14 protein-coding genes and 1 pseudogene are annotated in these 21,752 nt (G+C 44.9%); 8 read left to right on the forward strand and 7 right to left on the reverse strand.

Features of this window, described 5'->3' with window-relative positions; all coding sequences use genetic code 11:
• Positions 1–45: 45 nt before the first annotated feature.
• Together PCAR9_RS16845 and PCAR9_RS16850 are read right to left on the reverse strand one after the other, a co-directional pair.
• On the reverse strand, positions 46–420 hold the full coding sequence (locus PCAR9_RS16845; RefSeq protein ID WP_014950757.1) for a PH domain-containing protein: 375 nt from the start codon (positions 418–420) through the stop codon (positions 46–48).
• A gap of 94 nt (positions 421–514) precedes the next feature.
• Positions 515–3,409: a bifunctional diguanylate cyclase/phosphodiesterase gene (locus PCAR9_RS16850; RefSeq protein WP_232091240.1), complete on the reverse strand. Its 2,895-nt coding sequence runs from the start codon at positions 3,407–3,409 to the stop codon at positions 515–517.
• A gap of 196 nt (positions 3,410–3,605) precedes the next feature.
• Here PCAR9_RS16850 and PCAR9_RS16855 point away from each other — a divergent pair, with 196 nt between their 5' ends.
• The 4 genes from PCAR9_RS16855 to PCAR9_RS16870 all read left to right on the forward strand — a co-directional run bounded on the left by PCAR9_RS16855 (position 3,606) and on the right by PCAR9_RS16870 (position 8,557).
• Positions 3,606–4,640: a serine/threonine dehydratase gene (locus PCAR9_RS16855; protein WP_179984615.1), complete on the forward strand. Its 1,035-nt coding sequence runs from the start codon at positions 3,606–3,608 to the stop codon at positions 4,638–4,640.
• 132 nt (positions 4,641–4,772) lie between these two features.
• A complete protein-coding gene (locus PCAR9_RS16860; RefSeq protein WP_179984616.1) occupies positions 4,773–6,473 on the forward strand; it encodes an amidohydrolase in 1,701 nt (566 codons plus the stop codon).
• Complete coding sequence (locus PCAR9_RS16865) at positions 6,470–7,912, forward strand: APC family permease (RefSeq protein WP_179984617.1); 1,443 nt, start codon at positions 6,470–6,472, stop codon at positions 7,910–7,912. The genes PCAR9_RS16860 and PCAR9_RS16865 overlap by 4 nt, the downstream gene beginning before the upstream one ends.
• 3 nt (positions 7,913–7,915) lie before the next feature.
• Positions 7,916–8,557 (forward strand): MBL fold metallo-hydrolase, encoded by a 642-nt coding sequence (locus PCAR9_RS16870; protein WP_179984618.1) that lies wholly within the window; start codon positions 7,916–7,918, stop codon positions 8,555–8,557.
• A 146-nt stretch (positions 8,558–8,703) separates the two neighbouring features.
• Here PCAR9_RS16870 and PCAR9_RS16875 read toward each other — a convergent pair whose 3' ends face one another.
• Entirely contained in the window at positions 8,704–9,219 is a 516-nt protein-coding gene (locus tag PCAR9_RS16875; protein ID WP_014950763.1) for a lactoylglutathione lyase family protein, read from the reverse strand.
• A gap of 226 nt (positions 9,220–9,445) precedes the next feature.
• Between PCAR9_RS16875 and PCAR9_RS20270 the strand changes: the two are divergent.
• Positions 9,446–9,904, forward strand: a pseudogene (locus PCAR9_RS20270) (LysR family transcriptional regulator); the annotation flags it as partial.
• 710 nt (positions 9,905–10,614) lie between these two features.
• Here the strand turns inward: PCAR9_RS20270 and PCAR9_RS16885 are convergent.
• Positions 10,615–11,448, reverse strand: coding sequence for a class II glutamine amidotransferase (locus PCAR9_RS16885; RefSeq protein ID WP_179984620.1), 834 nt, complete (start codon positions 11,446–11,448; stop codon positions 10,615–10,617).
• A gap of 243 nt (positions 11,449–11,691) precedes the next feature.
• Between PCAR9_RS16885 and PCAR9_RS16890 the strand changes: the two genes are divergently transcribed.
• The 3 genes from PCAR9_RS16890 to PCAR9_RS16900 all read left to right on the forward strand — a co-directional run bounded on the left by PCAR9_RS16890 (position 11,692) and on the right by PCAR9_RS16900 (position 16,006).
• Positions 11,692–12,273 carry a hypothetical protein gene (locus PCAR9_RS16890; RefSeq protein ID WP_179984621.1) on the forward strand — a complete coding sequence of 194 codons (582 nt, stop codon included), beginning with the start codon at positions 11,692–11,694 and terminating at the stop codon, positions 12,271–12,273.
• Between the two features lie 3 nt (positions 12,274–12,276).
• Positions 12,277–13,836 carry a PepSY-associated TM helix domain-containing protein gene (locus PCAR9_RS16895; RefSeq protein WP_179984622.1) on the forward strand — a complete coding sequence of 520 codons (1,560 nt, stop codon included), beginning with the start codon at positions 12,277–12,279 and terminating at the stop codon, positions 13,834–13,836.
• Positions 13,837–13,960: 124 nt separating this feature from the next.
• On the forward strand, positions 13,961–16,006 hold the full coding sequence (locus PCAR9_RS16900; protein WP_179984623.1) for a TonB-dependent receptor: 2,046 nt from the start codon (positions 13,961–13,963) through the stop codon (positions 16,004–16,006).
• 96 nt (positions 16,007–16,102) lie between these two features.
• Here PCAR9_RS16900 and PCAR9_RS16905 read toward each other — a convergent pair whose 3' ends face one another.
• From PCAR9_RS16905 to PCAR9_RS16915, 3 genes are all read right to left on the reverse strand, one after another.
• Positions 16,103–17,155, reverse strand: a complete 1,053-nt coding sequence (locus tag PCAR9_RS16905; RefSeq protein ID WP_179984624.1) for a hypothetical protein — start codon at positions 17,153–17,155, stop codon at positions 16,103–16,105.
• 221 nt (positions 17,156–17,376) lie between these two features.
• Complete coding sequence (locus PCAR9_RS16910) at positions 17,377–18,876, reverse strand: NCS1 family nucleobase:cation symporter-1 (RefSeq protein ID WP_179984625.1); 1,500 nt, start codon at positions 18,874–18,876, stop codon at positions 17,377–17,379.
• Between the two features lie 378 nt (positions 18,877–19,254).
• Complete coding sequence (locus PCAR9_RS16915) at positions 19,255–21,573, reverse strand: TonB-dependent receptor (protein WP_179984626.1); 2,319 nt, start codon at positions 21,571–21,573, stop codon at positions 19,255–19,257.
• Positions 21,574–21,752: the final 179 nt, after the last annotated feature.

Genomic DNA, 21,752 nt, shown 5'->3' on the forward strand with positions numbered 1-21,752 from the left:
ACTTGCTGCTTACAAGCATCAATCAATTTTCACAGAATGCAGATACTAGCTAAACATCTGGGTTGCTAGGTTTTGCTGTACCGCCTGAGCAGACGATGCACTTAGTTCAATCTCAATAGGATCGGCTTTGCCCGACAGCCAAATTTTAAGCTCGGCGTCAGTATCAAAATGCCCTGCTGTCTCAACGATAAACTGGGTAATAGATTTGTAAGGGATAGAGTGATAATTCACTTTGCGCCCGGTAAGGCCTTGCTTATCAATAAGGATTAGGCGCTTGTTCGTGAATACACTTAAATCGCGCACTAGCTTAAACGCAGAGGTAACGGTTTCGTTAGCAGCAAGTATAGGCGTAAGCTCTTCTTGAACATCTGAAGCGCTCGTCTCGCTTGCATTACCCATGATGGTATCAAATAAACCCATGACATTTCCTTTTAGGCAGAGGCAAGTTTAACTCGCCATTGAACTCTATGCGCCAGCGGTTTGGGTTTATCTAAAACGAAGCCCTGACCGAAGTCTACTTTAAGCTCTCGTAGTACCTCAGCAGTCGCGTTATCGACCACAAACCGGCCACGGTCTGTTTCCCCATGCTGTGCGCAATATTATTTATCGCTGTTACTGTAGCATGATCGATAGGATCGTGAACGATATTTCGCACAAAGGAGCCGTCAATCTTAACGTAATCAACATCAAGATTTTTGAGGTAGGTAAATGATGACATACCTGCGCCGAAATCATCTAAAGCAAAGCTACAACCTAAATCGCGCAATGTTGAAATAAAATGTTTAGCGGCACTCAAATTAGTTACCGCTGTTGTTTCTGTAATCTCAAAACAAATTTTCTCAGCAGGTACCGAAGTACTTTGCATACGCTTGGCAATGTTGTGCAGCGCCATTTCATCACCTAGCGTTATCCCAGATAAGTTAATAGCGACCTTACCCACGTTATCAATGTGAAAGGGGTTACTTTCGAGTGTTTTTAGGGTGTTATCCACTACCCACATATCCACCTTGTTCATTAAGCCGTGTCGCTCAGCTAGCGGAATAAATAGACCAGGACTAATTAGCCCGCCCTGTTGCCCGTTAAGCCGAAGTAGGATCTCATAGTGCTGTAAGTGGTCAGCCATCTCTTCATCGGATACATTGAGCGGCATTATTGCTTGGCTGTACAACTCAAAGCCGTCGTTTTGCAAAGCGTGATGTAACGCATGTAGTACTTGGTTTTCACTATCATTAATAGCCATTTGTGAATCTGTATCATGAAACACAAAATACCGGTTTCGGCCCAAGTGTTTGGCTTTGTAACACGCATTGTCAGCAGCTTTGATTAGCGCTTCCGCACTTTGCGTGGTTTCGTTAATTTCTATTACCCCAATGCTTGCGCCTACAAAGAACAACTTGTCGTCATAAACAAAACGGTAGTTTGAAATAGCCACTAAAAGCTTATCTAGGCGCCTTGTTACCTCGTCTAGGCTCTGGTTGCGAAATATGATGCAGAACTCGTCGCCACCTATGCGAGCAAGTAAGTCTTGCCCATTTACATACTGTCTAAAAATAGTAGAAATTTCTTTTAGCAGCTTATCGCCAGCCGGATGACCACAGCTATCGTTTACCAGTTTGAATCGGTCCATGTCGATAAAACACATCACGCTTTGTTGGCAGTAAGCACGAGGTATTTCTATATTTGCCACTTTTTCAAAACCGGCAGGGGTTAAACATTTTTCATCGCCATGTGGCTTGGGCAGGTTTTGGGTGTCTTCGAGTATTTCTCTTAACTTTTCATCAAAGGCATAGCGATTAAATAAGCCTGTAAGCTGGTCGTGGTTAGCTTGAAAATACACTTCTTCCTGTAAAGCTAACTCTTTGGTAACGTCCCTAGCTATGCCTTCAACGGCAACTAACAGACCTTGGTCATCGTTTATCGGCGTGTCAGAGAACTCGATAGCTAACGGCTCGCCTGTTCGGCCTTGATACCACACAACATAAGGTTCGGGCTTTTCACCATGGGCTATAGTTTGTTGTATATTAAACAACTCGTCTGGCACTTGACGTACATAGCGAGATTCATTTTCGCAAAAGTCTTCCGCCGTAAAGCCAAGGATCTTTTCAATTCCCGCGCTTACATAAACAAAGTTATGGTCAACAGTTTTGGTATACACAAAGTGGCGATGCATACCGTCAACCAAACGGCGGTATTTTTCTTCACTTTCTTTTAGGTCACGCTGTGCACGGAAACGCTCGGTAACGTCTCTAATCGTAATTGCTATGTTTTCGCCGGCTTTGACCACTTGTATTTTAATCCATTCTGGCATTATTTTATCGCTGCCTACCGCGATACGAGCCTCGTAAGGCACGCCATTAGCAGCCACATTCTTTACGCTCTCAAATTGATCTTGCATACCTAAGTAACGGGCTTGTTCTGCCAAACTCATAAATCGCAATGCGTCACAGGCGCCACGGAATAAATATCGGCTGTATGAGTTTGCTTCCACGAGCGAAAAGTCATCATCTGTAGGCTGATAAATAAGTAGAGCGTCAAGTGAAGCTTCACTGGCCGTTAAATAGCGCTGATGGCTTACAGATAGGTGAACTGCACCCTTAAGCTGTTTGTGCAGAACGTAACTCACCAGTGCTGACATCAATAGCCCAATCATTATTATCAACAAACCCGCGTTATAAAGGCTAAGTTGAGATTGCATACTGAGAAAAAGCTCTCGCTCTAAGAAGGTGAATGGCTCAAGCCTTACAATGGAGCCATCGTTCAATAGCTCACCGCTTTGGAACAATATTTCGTTGTCACCCTGAAGCTGAAAGTTAAACTGCGGGCCCACTAGCTCGCCTAACATTACGCCTAAAATAGTTTGTACATCAAAGCCTGCTACGAGAAACCCATGTTTTGGCTCTTGGGGGCTGATAGCTCTGCCTACAACGATAAAGTGATGCTCAGCGGTGTCTGAATACAAAAGCGTACTTTGTAAGCCCTCTGAAAACCGGGATATGTTTAAGCCTAGTGCTTCCATTGGCTGGCCAATCAAGCTGTTGTCTATGCGGGTTTTAATACCCTTGGAGGGAGTCGCCACCCAAGCTATCTCACCGTTAGCATTGATAAATACTAATGAAGAAACCCCCTTTTGCATGCCCATTAGAGACAGGGCCTGCGCATTAAACCAATCAACTTGGTTAGGTTCAAAGGTAGGCCAGTTTTGCATAAGGTTATGCAGTGCTTGAATGCGTTCGCTAGAGAAAACCTCTAGGCTTATTTTAACCTGTTCGGCTACCGACTGGGCCTTTGAAATACGCGCAGTACGTTCGTCGTTTTGAATAAACACACCCGCAGATACAAAGAGTAGCGCAAGGAAGGTAAATAAAACTGTAGGTAAGGCATAAATACGATGATTAAGTTTGTTTAACATGTGCCTACCTCTGGAAACGTGCTGAGGTAGACTAAAGTAGAATTATGAAATAAATATGAATTGCCTAATACACGATCTGGAATAGGCTCTAGCGTAATCGAAGCGTATCTGGCACTGTATAGTTTTTTATATTTAATACATGAAGGTACGTAAACCTTAGCGTGTTAAAAACACATTATTAAAAGAGCGGTATTAAATGAGCACTTCCCCCAGTTTCGACGATATAAAACACGCTTACGCGCGCATTAAGAGCGATGTTAAAAAAACGCCCATTGTTGAATCTTCGCTGTTAAATGAATGGATGGGCAACCGCATTTTGTTTAAAGCAGAATGCTTACAGACCATTGGTGCATTCAAAATTCGAGGCGCAATGAATTTTTTAGCAAGTTTGAAAGAAGAAGGCCGCTTACCAAAACATGTGGTTGCCAATAGCTCTGGAAATCACGCTCAAGCTGTTGCTTATGCAGCAGCACATTTCGGTTGTAGCGCCACGATTTTCGCAAGTGAAACTATATCGCCCATTAAAGCTGCGGCAACGCAAAGTTATGGTGCAGAATTAAAGTTATATCCTACTCGACCAGAGGCCGACGCGGCGGTTGAGCAAGCATCAAAAGCTCCAGACACTGTGTGGATACCGCCGTTCAATCATGAGGATATTGTGGCGGGGCAAGGCACTGTGGCATTAGAAGCGTTAAATGAAATAGGCGATGTAGACGCTGTTTTTGCGCCGTGCGGCGGTGGCGGTCTGCTATCTGGTACCTTGCTAGCAACCCGTGAATTGCAGCCCAATGCTCTGGTTATCGGCGCAGAACCTGCCGAAGCAAACGATGCATCCATGTCGCTACAGGCTGGCGAGATTGTTTCTTTGCAGCATACGCCTAATACCTTAGCTGATGGGGCAGCCACCCCTTCAGTTGGCGATGTTACCTTTCCTATACTGCAAGAGCTTGACGACTTTTATGAAGTAGACGAGCTACAAATTGCTTACTGGACGCAATGGTTGCACCATATACTAAAGCTTCATATAGAGCCAACGTGTGCAATGACGATGGCAGCTGTTGCAGCCTGGGCGGCGAACACGCCGAAAGGACAAACTGCATTGGTGATATTAAGTGGCGGCAACATTAGCCAAGCGAATATGGCAAAAATTTGGGAAAGAGACTTTTTATTGCAGCCGCCTATCCTAAACTTTGAAGACGCTGACGAATTGGAAGAACTTAAAGACGCTTAAACTCAGGCTAAATCTCAGACTCAGGCTAACACTTAGGAAAGCAATATTTCGCTGTCTTCGTTTTAAATAGAAGTTAAGCAAATAGAACAACTTAATACTAAGAATAGAAAAACAAACAGGCAGAAACTCACTATGAACTCTACATTGTCCACGCTGACATTTAAAAAGCATTCGCTTTCAAAACTACTCACAGCAACATTTGCCACAGCGGCAACACTGGCAGCAATGACCACTACGCTTAAGGTTGAGGCAGCCACACTGGTCGAAAACGTAAAAGGCTACACCTTAAATGAAAAGGGTGAACTCACTACTTTTAAAAACCTTCTTTTGGACGAAGGTAAGGTAGTTGCACTAGACGTAGACAAGGGTAAAACCTCTGTTGATGACACCATAGACGGCGAAGGCAAAGTCATGCTTCCTGGTCTTATCGACGCTCATGGTCACCTTCTCGGTTTAGGGGCTAACTTACTAGAAGTTGATTTACGTGAAAGTAAAAGTGCCAAAGATGCTGCCAAGATGGTTGCCGAATACGCCTTTGCAAACGGACAACAAGCTTGGATTACCGGGCGCGGCTGGAACCAAGAATTGTGGTCTGATAGAGCTTTTCCGACCGCTACTGATCTAGACAATGTTGTGTCTGATAAACCTGTAATGCTTACTCGAGTTGACGGTCACGCGGCGTGGGTTAATACGAAAGCCATGGAGCTAGCGGGCATCACAAAAGACACCCAGTCGCCTGTTGGCGGTGAGATTATCAAAGACGCTGACGGTAATCCTACCGGTGTATTTATTGATAACGCATCACTTTTAATTGAAGAGCACTTACCAAAAGCCAGTAACGCGATATACGAGCAACAGTTAAATGCTGCAGGTGAGCACTTACTAGCAAATGGGATAACGTCAATGCACGATGCTGGTGTAGGCAGAGATGTTTACGACTTCTATTTAAAAGAAGCGGTAGAGGGTGACTTGCCTATACGTATTTATGCAATGGTGAGCGCAACTGATCCTGAGCTCAGCACTATGCTAGGCAATGGCACTATTCGCGACAACGATGACTTTTTGTATATTCGTTCAGTGAAAGCCTATGGTGATGGTGCACTAGGTAGTCGAGGTGCAGCACTTCTCGAACCGTATTCAGATGCGCCCCATCATCATGGATTACTGTTAACTCAACCAGAAGATATGACCCAACTTTTCACCACGGTTATTGGTGCGGGCTTCCAACTCAACTATCACGCGATCGGCGATAAAGCGAATCATGTCGCGCTAAATGAGTTTGAAACTACGTTTAAAAATATAGGCGGCAGCGAGTTGCGCAACCGCATAGAACACGCGCAAGTTATTGCGCCTGACGACCTAGCCCGCTTTGCGTCGCTAAAAGTGCTTCCTTCCATGCAGCCTACACATGCCACCAGCGATAAAAACATGGCGGAAGACCGCCTTGGTAAGGACCGTATGAAAGGCGCTTACGCTTGGAAAACGCTTCTCGATTCGGGCATTGCGCTGCCTTTAGGCTCTGATTTCCCTGTTGAGCTTGCTAACCCATTTTACGGTCTTCACGCTGCGGTTACGCGTCAAGATAGAAACAACCAACCGGTAAAAGGCTGGTATGCCCACGAAGCACTAACTATTGAACAAGCCTTCAAAGGCTTTACGCTAGATGCAGCCTACGCAGGGCACATGGAAGATACTTTAGGCACATTAACGCCAGGGAAATGGGCTGATTTCATTTTGGTAGACCAAGATATTTTTAGCATAGACGCTAAAGATATTTGGAAAACCGAAGTTCACGCCACCTATGTGGCTGGAGAAGAAGTTTTCTCTAAATGAGTAGCCAAAACAAAAGCCTTTTAACCAAAGGAATTGGCGGCATTGGCGCTGCCCTTTTGGTGTTAAATGGCCTTATTGGGGCGGGCATTTTTGCTCTGCCCGCTAAAATGGCCGCTGAGCTCGGCGCTTTCAGCCCCTACATCTTTTTGATCTTTGGCGCGCTTATGCTGGCCATTGTCTGGTGTTTTGGGCAGTTAGCTGTGCGCTATCAAGAGACTGGCGGGCCAGTCATTTATGCCCAAAAAGGCTTTGGCAATGCAGCCGCGTTTCAGACGGGGTTTGTTTATTACTTGGCAAGAGCTACGGCAATTGCCGCCAACATGCACGTGTTATTGCTGTACGCCGGGTATATGTGGCCCGAGCTTAATGCCGGCGCAGGCAAATCATATGCGATTTTAGGGCTAACAACGGCATTAATTGTAGTAAATATTGTTGGTCTTAAGGCTGCTATGCGTTCGCTTGATACTATATCAGTGCTAAAACTCGTGCCTTTTGTAGCGCTAATTGTTGTGGGTTATTGGCAGCTCGACTTCTCTACTGCGCTGACAAGCTCTTCGGCTACCCTTGTCCCTGCATTCGACACTATATCAGCGGGTGCTTTACTTACGCTCTACGCCTTTATTGGCTTTGAGACGGTAGTGGTAACCAGCGGCGAGACTAATTCACCGAAAAAGACCATTCCTCGGGCGTTGATGCTTACGGTTTCAGGGATTGCCATCTTTTATTTTTGCGTGCAGTGGCTTTATTGGCACACCGTAGGGCCTGCTAAACCTGATAGCGCACCACTTATTGCCCTTGCTAATGTGATATTTGGAGAGACCGGGGCACTGATAATGACACTCACCGCCGTAGTTTCGGTTGCCGGTAACTTATTGGCGAACATGATATCTACCTCTCGTCTTACGTTCTCTATGGCGCAGCAGTCTCTTATTCCCGGTAGACTAGGTAATAAGCTAGGTGAAGTTCACTCGACCTTTGCTACCCCAGCCGTTTCCATAACAATATTGGGGATTTTTGCGAGTACCATGGCGCTTACCGGCAGTTTTGTATGGCTAGCAATTTCAAGCGTGCTGGCGCGGCTTGTGGTATATGCTATGTGTGTTGTCGTGTTAATAAAAGCGCAGAGAGCTTTTTTACGAGGGGGTTCTTCACAGGGGGGCTCTTCGCAAGGAAGCTATTCACAAGAGAGCCTTTCGCAAAGCTCGTCGCTATCTAATGAGCATGGCCGAAACTCTGACCGTACTACAGGCTCGTCCGCTAACGCTATAAACCCGTTAAAACGTTTGATACCCTTTGCCGCATTAACGGTTTGTGCATGGTCCATTGCACAATCTTCAACGAACGCATGGCTATTTTTACTAGGTGAATTAGCTGTTGGCGCACTGCTCTATTTTGCGGTTTTTCATATCGCTCCAAGCAACAAAAAATCAAAAGGTTAAACAGTGGAAATTCAAGTTATACCGGTTACGCCCTTTGCCCAAAACTGCTCGCTAATTTGGGACCCAACTACTAACAAAGGAGCGTTTGTCGACCCTGGCGGTGATATTGAAAAGCTTATTGATGCAGCGTCAAGTAAGGGCGTGAGCATAGAAAAAGTCATACTGACTCACGGTCACCTCGATCACGTTGGCGGCACAGTCGCCATTGCAGAACATTACGGTGTGCCCATTGTTGGCCCTCACATCGGTGATAAATTCTGGTTAGATGCCCTCATGCAGCAAAGCCAGATGTTTGGCTTTCCGCCCGCTCAGCCGTTTGCTCCCAATGAGTGGTTAAATGACAACGACACTATTTCATTGGGCAATATAACGTTAGAAGTATTGCATTGCCCGGGACATACGCCTGGACATGTAGTATTGGTAGAGCGTTCAAGTAATCGCGTTATCGTGGGGGATGTAATCTTCGCAGGGTCAATTGGCAGAACTGATTTTCCGCAGGGCAATCATCAGCAGCTTATCGACTCTATTAAGCAAAAAATTATGGTGCTACCTGATGATATGACAATTTATCCTGGACATGGCCCCACTACAACGGTAGCCACAGAAAAGGCGACTAACCCTTATGTTTCGGGTCAGTTTGGATAAGGTCTAACGTTTTATCAGCGGTTAAAGCACAAAAAGGCGAGGTGCGTTGAACAAGCTTTTGCTTGTTTCGCTCTCGCCTTTCGCTTATTTGAAGCTTTTTATGCATTTACTTAGCGCAATGCCTAAAAAGCGTTATTAACTAACGCTTACTCGTAAGCGCCGCTTGCATAGTGCAACTCATAGCTGTGGCTATAAATTTCAAGAATGTTACCAAACGGGTCTTCCATATAAATCATGCGGTATGGCTTTTCACCCGGATAGTAGTAACGTGGCGCCTTCATACGTTTTTTCCCGCCTGCGGCAACAATCTTCTCAGCCAAGCCTTCTACGTCTGGGTCTTGAACACAGAAGTGGAAGATACCGGTTTTCCAGTATTCAAAGTTGTTTTCTGGGTTTTCTTGGTTGCTGAATTCAAAGATTTCAACGCCAACACGATCACCTGTTGAAAGGTGTGCAATGCGGAACTTGCCCCAGCCAGGACCAAATACATCGGTACACATTTCGCCAATGGCCGAATCGTCTTCAACAATTTCCGTTGGCTTCATGATGAGATACCAACCAAGTACTTCAGTGTAAAACTTCACGGCGGCTTCTAAATCGGGTACTGAAATTCCAATATGAGAAAACGTACGCGGATACGGTGTTTTTACTGCTTCAGTCATCACTTACTCCTATGTAGTGCAAGTTATCAAAATGGTTTAAGCGTCTAATACATTGCCTATTTCAGTGTTAGGTTAGATAACGTTGTTTGTAACACCTACCCAAGACCTCAATAATTCAGCTAATCGAAAATAGCGCTTAAGTGAATATGGATACATAGTAGCTAGACAACGGGAAAACATGAAATTATGATATCTTTTCAATTTTATAAATTTAATTTATAGCAAGATGATTAACCCTATTTGGCTAGACACCTTTATTACTTTAGTAGAAACAGGAAACTTCACTCGCACCGCTGAGCAACGTTTTATGACGCAGCCAGGAGTAAGTCAGCATCTGAAAAAGCTAGAGGAAGTATGTCAGTGCGAATTGGTGGTTCGTTTAGGCAAAGGTATTCAGCTTACAGAGCAGGGTCAGCGGGTATATCACTACGCTAAAAACCAACAGGCTAAGGAACAAGACTTTATTGCCAGCTTGAAGTTTGACGCTCCATTTGAAGGAAAGTGTGTAGTGGCCTGTTCAGGCGCTATCGCGCAGCGTATTTACCCTGCCCTGTTGGCACTACAAAAGCAGCATAATGCGCTAAATATTCATGTTGAAGTGGCGCCTCGACGCACAATTTTATCAGGCATAGCGAACAATACGCTTGAGCTTGGCATTGTAACTAACCAGCCAGAAAGTGAAGATATACACAGCGAGTATTTAGGCGAGGAAGCGCTGGGGCTTATTCTACCGCGCAGCCTGCCTGATACGTTTGCTACACAGCTTTCAGGTTTGCCTGAAAATACACAGAACTTTATGCCTGATTCGGGTTCGGGTTCGGGTTCGGGTTCGGGTTCGGGTACAAAAATAACAAGCGCAATTGGAAGAGCAAAGAGTAAAAGTGATGACGCTATTACACTAAAAACCGTAATCAACAACTTAGGGCTTATTAATCATCCTGACGCCATGCACTACTTGCAGCGCTACTTTAACGATTGCGGAGAGCCTGAATTAGCTAAGGTTAATCCAAATAAGCTGCCCCGTGCCGGCTACATCAATCAACTTTCGCAAATTTTACTGCCGGTAAGCGAAGGGCTAGGTTACACCGTGCTGCCCACCAGCACGCTAGATTTTGTATCGTTCGCCGACAAACTTACTGTTTACGAAGCAAAAAATGAGGTAACCGAGCCCTTATACAGTGTTCAAACACCCCACAGCGCACTCCCCGCCCGCTACCAAGCAGTAAAAAAAACTATCAGCCAAGTATTGAGATAAATATTGGGGTCAGAGTAAGTTATTAAGTTAGCCAACCCGAGTTTTGGGGTCAGAGGACATTATTGGGATGGCTTAACGACTAAACGCAGAGCTTTTTGAGAGCGGGGCCATTAAAATTACTCTGACCCCGCAATTCGTGATTAGTCATGAAGCGAAGGGTCAGGCGCCACCATTTCGGCTTCTCTTTTGTGTTCGGGTACATCCACTTTACCAGAGACAATGACTTCCCCCTCTTGCCAAAGCTTCCATTCGCCTCGGTCGTAAATATCCCACTGTTCATCGTTGGTTAGCGGTTCGGTAGCGATAATACTTACTACATCCTTTGGCGTGGTTTCAGCAGCAAAATCAATTTCTACTTCGACATCACTTAAACAAGCCGGGCCAAAAGGCGCTCTACGGGTAATGCTGGCTAGCTTCGTACTACAAAACGTAAATAGCCAGTCGCCGTTACTCAGCAAGCAATTGAACACGCCTTGCTGTGCATATTCTTGTGACAATGCCACCAGTGTTTCAGCTAACTGTTCAGGCATAGCGTCGCGAGGTAAATTCTGCCTAACATTATTCATAATGTCGCAGAAAAGCTCTTCGCTGTCTGTATCCCCTACCGCTTCATAAATACCTGCTCGACGTGAGAAGTTAGGCAGTTGCCCATTGTGTGCAAACACCCAATAGCGCCCCCACAGTTCGCGAGTAAAAGGGTGCGTGTTCGCTAAGTTGATGTTACCAACGTTAGCTTGCCGAATATGGCAAATGGCGTTTTTACTTTTGATTGGTAGCTTCGAAACAAAGTCAGCAATGGGTGACGTGGCGCAAGGTTCAGGGTCGTGAAACATTCGAACGCCTTTCCCCTCGTAGAATGCCACGCCCCAGCCATCTTTATGCGGGCCCGTTTCACCGCCACGGCGCGTTAATCCCGTAAAGCTAAAACACAAATCTGTTGGGGTATTGGCACTCATGCCTAGAAGTTCACACACGTTAATTTACGGCCTCTAACAATATTTGTGTTCAGCATAATAAAGGGCTGGCGCTAGTTCAATTCTCAATTAGGAGCAATCGGCATTTCATAATTAAAGAGGTTCTAAATAGTCCATTAAATAAAATAGTAATGTAAATAACAATTATTACTATTTACACATATACTTTAGTTGAATATTCTATTGGCGATTTTTTAAGGCTGTCTGCCGTAAACAAAAATAAAAGCTAAAGGAGAGCTTACGTTGACGACTTTATTTGGAATTGGTTTAGTCTTCTGCGTGTTAGCGTGTACAGTATTGTATGCTGGGAACCCAAACCAGCAGTGGTTTAAAACACGCCCCTATTCATTCAGAGTAGCCATTATCGGTTGTATTAGTCTTTGTACTGTCGCGACTTTTTGTTTTAGCCAGTCGTTTTCAGTAGCCGCAGCAATTTTTACAACTTTTACGCTTAGCATGCTTGGTTTAAGCCTTGTTCCTCTTATTACTCGGTGGGAGAAGCCTTTAACTGCACCACGTGGGAGTAAATCAACATTAACTCGTGCCCAAGGTAGTCAGGCTAACCCGCCACAATGGTGGCTAAAAAGTATTGGAGCACTTGTACTGGGGCTTCCCCTAGGTTTATTTACTAGCGCACTTATTACTTTTGCAGTGTTCAGCAACACGCCTGTAGACGTCAAAACACAACACCTTATGTGGTGGATAGTACCCATCTGGCTCACGCTTATAGCGCTTATTTACTTTTCTCACCGCCCACTTCGCATCTTCACCGCTATCGCTCTTTTAACCTTTGCAGAGTACCTAGCAATACAGGTCTTCATTTAAACCATGAAATTAGAAAACTTTAAGAACTACCAAAATATTCATATTTGGACAGGCATTTTATCTGGGCTTTTATTGTTTATCTGCTTTGCAACTAGTGCTTTTACCATGTTTGAAGGGCCGCTGAACACCTGGGCGCTACACAGCAAAAATACCATGCCTGCCATCGCTGAAAGCCAGTATGACGACCTAATACAACAAGTGCTGACTGTACATCCTGAAGCAGGTAAAGAAATGACTGTGTACTTGCCAGCGGCAATGACAGAACATGCGCCGGTTCAATGGGTAGTGAGGGATGAAGATACTCATGATGCGGTCTATTGGCATGCCTCATTGGATGAAAACGGTCAACTTATCAGTCAGCAAGCATTTCTTTCAGACATCGGTGATTTTCTTGATCATTTACATAGAACCGCGGGGATCCCAGGAGGTGAAGATCACGATGCGGTAGGTATTTGGATAATGGGTATCGTTTGTGTACTCTACTTTGTTGCTATTGTATCTGGCTTGGTTATATTTCTTCCCACCTGGGCAAAAGACTTATTTGCGCTGCGAAAAGCAAAGAAAGCCAAACGTTTTTGGGTAGATTTTCACAATATTTTAGGTATTTCAGCGCTCCCTTTTCATATCATTATTGCCGTTACCACTGTGGTATTTGCTTATCACGATATCCTTTACGGCTCTATGCAAAGCCTTGTTTATAAAGACACGCCCATGTTCAATCGGCCAGCTGCAATAGAGGTAGACAGAAACAACGAAAACCTTCTCTCTATTGAAACATTACGCCAAAAAATCACAGAAACTGAGCCTGACTTCAACATGGCTGAACTGCGTTTTTCCGGTCTAGGTACACCGCGTTCTAGATTGATCATAGGCGGCGAACTTGAAGGTGAGATCATACGCGGCCCTTATTATGCGTTCTGGGTAACAGACCCATACACCGCGTCTGCTGGGTATACGGCAATGTTGCCTTCCGTGTCGGGAATAGCAGGTAAAATTGTAAATAGCTTTTTTACCCTTCACTTTGGGGGGTTTGGCGGCAGCACAATTCACTGGATTTATTTTGCATTGGGCTTAAGCGGTTCACTGCTATTTTTAACCGGCAATATCATTTGGATAGAAGGTAGAAGAAAACGCTCAACTGCTAATGCTCCTGCCACACAGAAACGCTCGGTTAGAATTTTATCACGCCTAACTGTGGGCGTTTGCACTGGAACCTTGATTGGTATTGGTTTATCTCTTTTGGCGGCGAAGCTTGCATCGGCAACACAAAGCAATATTCAGTTCTATCAGCACCTTGGCTATTACGGCGGGTTCCTAGCAGCGATAGCATACAGCTTTTGGGTTCCCCCTCTTAAAGCAGCCATTCACAGCCTTTATGCACTTACCTTCATAGCAATCAGCCTTATTGTAGCGACCTGCATTTATTGGAATGCCAGTGTATCAAGCACCATAAATATCGCGTTTATCGGAGTCGCTATTTCGCTAATTGCGCTGTTTATTTTGATTGCGAAACGTCTGGCTGCAAAGCGCACGCTTGTGCCTCAAGACGGTGTCTGGCAATAACCTAAATCTAACCTCTGGCGGGTGTTGACCGTTGGCAACCGCCAGAACTTTACCACTTAAGCAATAAAAAGAGCCTCATTCAAAGCGGCCGTACTACTTTGAGAAATAATAAGGAACTACTTTTATGAGAAACGCGTTTCCATCATCGTTATCTGTGATAGCAATGGCAATATCAACGGTCGGCTTTATTGCCAATGCTCAAAATATACAAGCCCCAGACGGGAGTGTTGAGGAAATTGAGAAAATCGTCGTACTAGGTGAAAAAGCCAATCGTACACTAAAAGATTCAACATCATCCATATCTGTACTTACTGCAGATGAAATAAACAATACACAGTATAAATCAGTATCTGATGCACTTTCAGAAATCGCCAACGTAGTAACGCTTTCGGGAGCATTGCCCGACATTCGCGGTGTTTCAGGTAACGGTGGCGCTGGGGGCTTTAATTCAATTGCCGGTGGCGCGAAGGGACGCGTATCGACCCTAATTGATGGCCTAGCACAGCCTTTTGTTGCCGATTTGAGCGGCGATAGTGGTATGTGGGACTTACAGCAAATAGAGGTTTTCAGGGGCCCTCAGTCCACAAGTAATGGTAGAAACAGTATTGCCGGCTCTGTCTTCATTAAGACTAATGATCCTTCTTTCGATTGGGAAGGCGCAGCCCGAGTAGGCTATAGAAATAAAGACCAATATATTGATACTGCTGGCGTTATCTCAGGTCCGATTATTGAAGATGAGCTAGCGTTTCGTTTAAGTGTGCAAACGCTTAACGCAGATACCATTACCAATGGTGAAGGTTTTGAAACTAACCCACCAGACTACGACATAGACGAAATCGAAACACAACGCGTGCGCGCGAAGCTAAAATGGCAGCCTAGCGACGACCTTTCATTTATGCTCACGCACACCTACAACAATGAAGAAGGTGACGCGGGGCGTATCTACTATGAACTTGAGAATTTAGACGAACGAAACCGCATATTCTTTAGAGACATTGAAACGGAAATCTCTACCACTTCGCTACTTACAGAATATGCAATCAATGATAACTTCTCGTTTGACCTTATATTGGCTTATATGGATTATCAGTGGGGCTTTGACAGTTACGAAGCATCTGATGAAGACGAACAAACTCTAGTATTCGATGAAACCAATACCACGGTAGATGCAAAACTAAACTTCGCGTTTAGCGATGGTGAAACCACAGGTTTTGTCGGATTCTACTATTTCGAGCGTGAGCAAGATATTTTAAGCACGGGAGCGTTTCCCTACTACGGTGACGACAATAGTGAATCCATCGCACTATACACCGAAGCCAACTTCACTTTGTCAGACAAGCTTACGCTTACAGCGGGTGGACGTTTAGAAAGAGAAAGCCAAGACCGGCACTTCGTTTATGACCCCATCGACGATGTATACAATGAAGACACGAACATTTTCCTTCCTAAACTTACGCTGACTTATGATGTAGATGAAAGCACTACATTGGGTATCAGTGCTCGCAAAGGGTATAACGCAGCGGGTGGTGCGCTTAATTTTACTGCTCAAGAGTACTATTATTACGATGAAGAAGAAGTCTACACCTACGAGTTAAGCTCGCGTACTTCGTTGAGTAATAATACATTCATTAGCGCTAACCTTTTCTATAATGACTACTCGGGCTTTCAAGCATTAAGCTCCACCCGCTTTATAACGAATATGCCAGAGGTAACAACTTATGGCTTGGAAGCAGAACTGCATACAAATCTAACTGACGATCTACAGCTTAATGCAGGTATTGGCTTGCTTAATAGTGAAATTACCGATGCGGGCGAGAACTACCCTGATGTAGATGGCAACGAATTAAACTCTGCTCCGTCTTTTAACGCTAATGTAGGTGCTAAATACTGGCTAAACGAAACATTTAATGTTGGCGGCTCGGTCCGTTACATTGGTGAATACTTTGGTGACTTTTCAAATACTGAAGAGCGCGTGGCCGGAGACTATACCTTGGTGCGCCTAACTGCTGGCTATGAAACTGACAACTGGTCTGTTACGGCATTTGTAGACAACCTTTTCGACGAAACTGCCATTGTGACACAAGAGCCAGTCAGTGCTCGTAACCCGGCGGGCTACGCTGCCATTGCGGACCCGAGAAACGTTGGCGTTTCTGCTACTTATAAATTTTGATTTACCTTAAAAAGTAAAACTTTTGCAAGCCTCCACCATTCGCGACGTATCACGAGTGGTGGCAAAGGCTTTTCACTTTTATTGTGTAGGGAAGAATTAATTGATGACTTCAAGTTCCCCGTGTAGCAACGACGGGTTATCGACGCTTAAATATAAGGTCGACATACTTTCATTTAATAAAGCCAAACCAGAATAATATGCTTGGGACCTATTGAAGGTGAGTTTGACGTTAGCAGCGCCCCTTCCAAAGTGAAAATCATCTTTGGTTAAACTTCTACTCCACTCGCCAACTTCAATGCTTTCTATATTCGCTTTTGGGATTACTACCATTCCCCACCACGAGTTGTTCACTACAACCTTATCCTGCCAAACATAGCAACTGTAATTTTTGCTCACTCGGTAGTTTGCGACAAACATGATCACTAGATAGAACACCAAGGTGGCAACCACTAAAGCAATAGTTTCGCTGAACTGCGATAGCAATACATAGGAGGCATAGGTTGTGACACTCAAAGCAATGAGTACGCCCAGTAAATGCCACCACTTACCAGAGAGTAATTTCAGGTGCACTGCGCTTTTCACATGTTTTTTACTGAAGCTAGGTATAGCGTAATACCAACTTGCCGGTTCATGAGCCAACATTAAAGCAAGCTCTAGTTGCTTAGCCTCTTTGCTACCTTTTTCCGGCGCCTCTTCTTTTTCGTATTTTTCAAGCATGTGAATACGTGGGTCGCCACTTAGTTTACGTGCGCCCCAAAGTGCTTTTACGATAGTTATTAATAGCACTACTTCAATGACCATCAAAACAGCAATGATGGGGTATTTTAGGTAGCTAATAAAAGCAAAATAATGCGCAAGCTGTTCTGGGTAGTTATAGCGGGCTATCAAGCTACTTAACGAAAATATTAGCAGTACTTTCCAAAGTGCCTGTTCACCAATGCGTATAACCCAAAAGTAATACAACACCGGCAGCACAAGGAAATAAACCAACGAAACAAGCGCCGTATTACGCCAGCTTGGCTCGGAAATGATATTGCTAAAGTTCAGCGTAATGTCTGGCAAGGTACTCGGTAAAAACCATGTGCCTACATAAAAACAAACCGCAGCAACAATTAAAAAAGCAACTCTGTATTTGACGGGTTTACGCATATTTCATCCCTGATGCGTTGAAGATAAGAAGCAGCTAAGAAGCTAAACAATTGATACACAATACGAAAAAGTGGGGGCAGAGTAAATTAATTTGATGGCGGGGTCGTCTGACTTTGGCGAAATGTACTCTGCCCCCAAAACTTAAGGGTCAGAGTACATTTCGAAGAAAAGTACTCTGACCCCACGGGCTTGCTGCGCAGAAATGTACGTTGCCCCATTTTTTAGGATGCGCTTCTTGCCTGCATGGTAGCTGGAACTCTGTTGGACAGCAGCAGGTATACGATACTGGCGATAATTAGCCCCACGAACCACGCGTAAGCGTAAAGCGTATCGAAAATGGCAGGTACGCTGTCTACAAACCCTGCCGCGTGTGCAAAGCCAGGGATATTAGGCAAAATACCAATAACAAGTGCAGCTACGCCCGCCATGTTCCAACCATTGTTCGCGCCATATTCGCCGCTGTGCTGAAACAGTGCATCAATATTTAGCGTCGATTTTCTCAAGATGAAATAGTCGGCAATGAGAATACCTGCGATCGGGCCGAGTAGTGCTGAATATCCCGTGAGCCACGTAAATAAATAACCACCGGCTGTTTCAAGCAGCTTCCAAGGAAAAATAGCTACACCTATTCCCGCGGTGATGTATCCGCCCATTCTAAAGCTAATTTTTGAAGGCGCCATGTTGGAAAAGCCATACGCTGGAGCAACCATGTTAGCGGCTAAATTCGTAGTTAAAGTAGCAAGAGCTAAAGCAGCTAAAGCAAAGACCACGCCCATGCCACCCATTCTGCCAGCGAGTGCTACTGGATCCCAAATGGCTTCACCGTAAATGGTTACAGTTGCCGAGGTAACCGCTACCCCAATAAAGGCAAACAGTGCCATAGGTAAAGGTAAGCCAATAGCTTGCCCTAGCATCTGATCTTTCTGTGATTTAGCAAAGCGAGTGAAGTCGGGAATATTTAAAGCCATGGTTGCCCAAAACCCCACCATAGATGTAAGTCCTGCGAAGAAAGCAGGCCAAAACTGGCCTTCTTTAGCGCCTCCTTCGACAAATTGAGATGGCGTAGATAACATAGTGCCAAATCCACCGGCATTGATATATGCCCAAGCAAGAAGCGCTAAGCCCATTAAGATCAAAAATGGTGCAGCAAAAGTTTCAAGCCAGCGAATAGATTCAGTGCCATGCTTAATGAAAACCAAATGCATTGCCCAAAAAGCAAAGAAGCACAGGGTTTGGGTAATATCTATACCTAAAAATGGCAGCGCCTGCCCTACAAACGCGTCGCCGCTCACGCTATTTAAAATAACGTAAATCGCACTGCCACCCACCCATGTATTAATGCCAAACCACCCACACGCTACAAGGCCGCGAGCCAGAGCAGGAATTTTCGCGCCTTTGGTACCAAAAGCACTGCGCAGCAATACAGGAAAAGGTAACCCATATTTAGCCCCCGCGTGACCAATTAACATCATTGGCACTAGCACAATAACGTTACCTAAGAGCACAGTAATCACTGCCTGATACCAATTCATACCTTCAGACACTAGTCCAGCAGATAGCAAATAAGTGGGCACACATACCACCATAGCCACCCATAACGCCGCATAGTCCTTCCACCTCCAAGTTCTTGTTGCCTCACTGGTGGGCGCTAAATCTGGGTTCCATAAGTCGCCATCGTAATGGGAAGGTTTAGTCATGGGTTGATTGTTGGTGTTATCCACGATCTCTTTCCTTGTTGTTTTGGTGTTGCACGCACTTGCCTTATTTATATTAAAAACAGGTTTTTACGAAACGTTACAGTTAGCAAAATACCAAATATTTTGCTGATTCTTTTGGTAACATTTTTTGAAAAAATGTCGCATTGTTTTAAATTAGCGAAAACGCGTTATTTAGCGATAAGTCGCTGATAAGAACAGAAGCAAAAATGCTGCCGCTTTGCACTTATCGATAACGCGACACCTAGATACCGTTTTATAGAATTTCGGTATCTAGGTTAGCTGAATAGCTTGTGTTTTCGGACTAAAGCGTTTTCGAGCAAGGCCGTTATCGAGTTAGACTTAGGGTTTAAGCCAAGTGACTAAAACGCCTTGCTTACCAAACTAGAAACTTCGTCTAATAGTCACGCCATATGTCCTAGGTTTTGCGTAGGAAATTTGGCTTGTGCCGTAAAAGCCTGAAACGTCAAAGCCAATGAGCTCGTGGTCAGAATCAAATAGATTATCTACGTAAGCAGCTAGGCTCCATTTGTCTTGACCATCAACCCAGGTTAAGCGTGCATCTGCCGTAGCATAGCTATCAATTTCATGAGCGGTAAAATTCCGCGCATTGTGAAAAGTTTCAGATTGATAGTTTGCTGATAGCTGTGCAGCCATATCTCCTTCGAACGCATCCCAATTGTATCTGAGCATAGCAGACGCCTGGTATTCAGGGGTAAATGGCGGAGTAGTATCAGCAAAGTAACCTGACGCCACTTCTAAGTCTTCAACCACAGCATCGGTATAAGAGAAATTCACCATCAAATCCAAGCTGTCTGTTGGCGTTAAAAATACTTCAAGCTCCACACCGCTAAACGAGGCTTCTTCATTCGTCACAACACCGGCATTATTTACCCATGAAAAAGACTGGTAATCGTTGTAGTCATAGTAAAAGACGTTGGCATTAAACACACCGCTACCCTGCATGAAGCTGTGCTTTAAGCCAGCTTCGTAGGAAGTTAGCTCTTCAGGCTCATAAAAGCTGAACCCTCCGAATAAGGGCGCATTAAAACTTCCCGCTTTTACGCCACGATTAATTCCCGCGTAGTACAAACTATTGCCAATGCTATATTCCAACTGTAGCTTTGCCGACCATAAATTTTGGTCGTTGCTTTGCGAGAGTATTTCCAAAGAAGACGTGCTGGTGTCAATCTCAATCACCCGGTCATCGGTATTTTCATTCTGATACACGTTACCGATAAAGTCTTTGTTTTCTCGGGTGTAGCGAAGCCCGCCTACTAATACCAAGTCATCCGTTAAACTGTAGTCTACTTGCCCAAATACAGAGTATGACTCGGTTTCAAGGGCCACTAAGGTATTATTTTCTTCACCGCCTAAGAAAAAGGTGGTGGGCGAGCCCGCTAAGCCCTGGCTATAGTCTGTGTCGATAGACAGATAATAAAGCCCTCCAACCCACTTCAAGTCGGCAGTTTCACCTGAAAAGCGAAACTCTTGGCTAAACTGTTCGATGGTGCTATTTGACTGGAAGATAAGTTCAGGAGACGCCGTTTGATCAGAGTCAAGACCAACCGTACGCTTGAATTCTTTATAGTCTGACATCGCAAAGAAATCGAAGCTTTCAAAGGCATAGTCTAGTGTCGCCGCTAAGCCTTTTGACTTGATTTTGTTTTGATCGTCAAAGGCAAAGTCTTTATTTACCTTATTGCCCGAACCGTCAGGGTCAAAGTTACCGTTAAAGTCACCACCATGTACTGGGCGGAAGGGGTCACCATTAAAATTACCATCTACACATACGCCCGCTTGAATAGTGTCGCAGCCGAGCGGGTCGTCAGCAGCGAAAATTACATCTATCACATTGCCCGCGGCATCTTTCACTTCTGTGGTATTTACCACCTGATACGGGCCTTCACTTTTAGTGGTATCAGACCAATTCCCGCTTAGAAGTAAGGTGCCTTCCTCGCCAATATCAAACATTAACTGAGCTCGAAACGCTTTAGTATCGTCGTTGTAGCCGTCTTCTCCGCCACCGACCGAGCCCAATCGAGTATCGGGTGCTGCACCGTCTTCGTAAACATTTTCGAGTATTTCACCTTGCTGATTGGTAAACCCAGAAAAGCGACCATAAATGCCTTCTGCTATTTCCCCAGATATAGCCCCTTCAAAACGATATTGTTCGAAACGGGCTGCAGTAAACTCTGCATAGCCCTCGGTGTCAGCAGTAGGTTTTGCGGTAATGGTATTTACCAGCCCGCCCGTGGCGTTTCTGCCAAATAATGTTCCCTGCGGGCCTTTTAAAATTTCTATACGGGCTACGTCGAATAAGCCAAAGGTTTGTGCTTGGGTACTTGCTAAATATCCACCGTCAACGTATACGGCTACCGGCGCTTCAGCCAAATCAGCGTAGTCGTTTTGCACCACGCCTCGGATATTGAAAATGGCGCGCTGCCCACCAATATCACCGGCTAGCGACACACCTGGGGTAAAAGCGATAAGCTCGGTACTGCTTTCAAGACCTAAGGCCTCTAGCTGCTCCCCTGAAAAGGCGGTGATAGCGATACCCACATCGCTTATATTCTCGTTGCGCTTTTGCGCGGTAACTTCAATACTTTCCCAAACATTCTCTGCAGCAAAGGCCGCTGGCGCACTTAACGCCATCCCAACGGTTAACGCCAGCAGACGCTTGTGTGTGTTTAACGTATGCATGTTTTACTCTCGTTTATAGTTCTTTTTAACAAGCCTTGCGGCGGTGTTGTCCCGATATTTTTATAAGAGTAACTGTCGACGTGAACTGCTTATCGATTGCCACTGGGGTGCAAACCTAAGGCAGGACTGGAGAGGAACTGCCAAAGGTTTGCGGGTTTAAATTGTTATAATTAATGGCA

Source organism: Alteromonas macleodii (genome assembly GCF_903772925.1).
Taxonomy (GTDB): Bacteria; Pseudomonadota; Gammaproteobacteria; order Enterobacterales; family Alteromonadaceae; genus Alteromonas; species Alteromonas macleodii_A.

Bases quoted from the DNA above. Each gene is read 5' to 3' on its own strand.
- PCAR9_RS16845 (WP_014950757.1), bottom strand. From the start codon at position 420: ATGGGTTTATTTGATACCATCATGGGTAATGCAAGCGAGACGAGCGCT.
- PCAR9_RS16850 (WP_232091240.1), bottom strand. From the start codon at position 3,409: ATGTTAAACAAACTTAATCATCGTATTTATGCCTTACCTACAGTTTTA.
- PCAR9_RS16855 (WP_179984615.1), top strand. From the start codon at position 3,606: ATGAGCACTTCCCCCAGTTTCGACGATATAAAACACGCTTACGCGCGC.
- PCAR9_RS16860 (WP_179984616.1), top strand. From the start codon at position 4,773: ATGAACTCTACATTGTCCACGCTGACATTTAAAAAGCATTCGCTTTCA.
- PCAR9_RS16865 (WP_179984617.1), top strand. From the start codon at position 6,470: ATGAGTAGCCAAAACAAAAGCCTTTTAACCAAAGGAATTGGCGGCATT.
- PCAR9_RS16875 (WP_014950763.1), bottom strand. From the start codon at position 9,219: ATGACTGAAGCAGTAAAAACACCGTATCCGCGTACGTTTTCTCATATT.
- PCAR9_RS16895 (WP_179984622.1), top strand. From the start codon at position 12,277: ATGAAATTAGAAAACTTTAAGAACTACCAAAATATTCATATTTGGACA.
- PCAR9_RS16900 (WP_179984623.1), top strand. From the start codon at position 13,961: ATGAGAAACGCGTTTCCATCATCGTTATCTGTGATAGCAATGGCAATA.
- PCAR9_RS16905 (WP_179984624.1), bottom strand. From the start codon at position 17,155: ATGCGTAAACCCGTCAAATACAGAGTTGCTTTTTTAATTGTTGCTGCG.
- PCAR9_RS16915 (WP_179984626.1), bottom strand. From the start codon at position 21,573: ATGCATACGTTAAACACACACAAGCGTCTGCTGGCGTTAACCGTTGGG.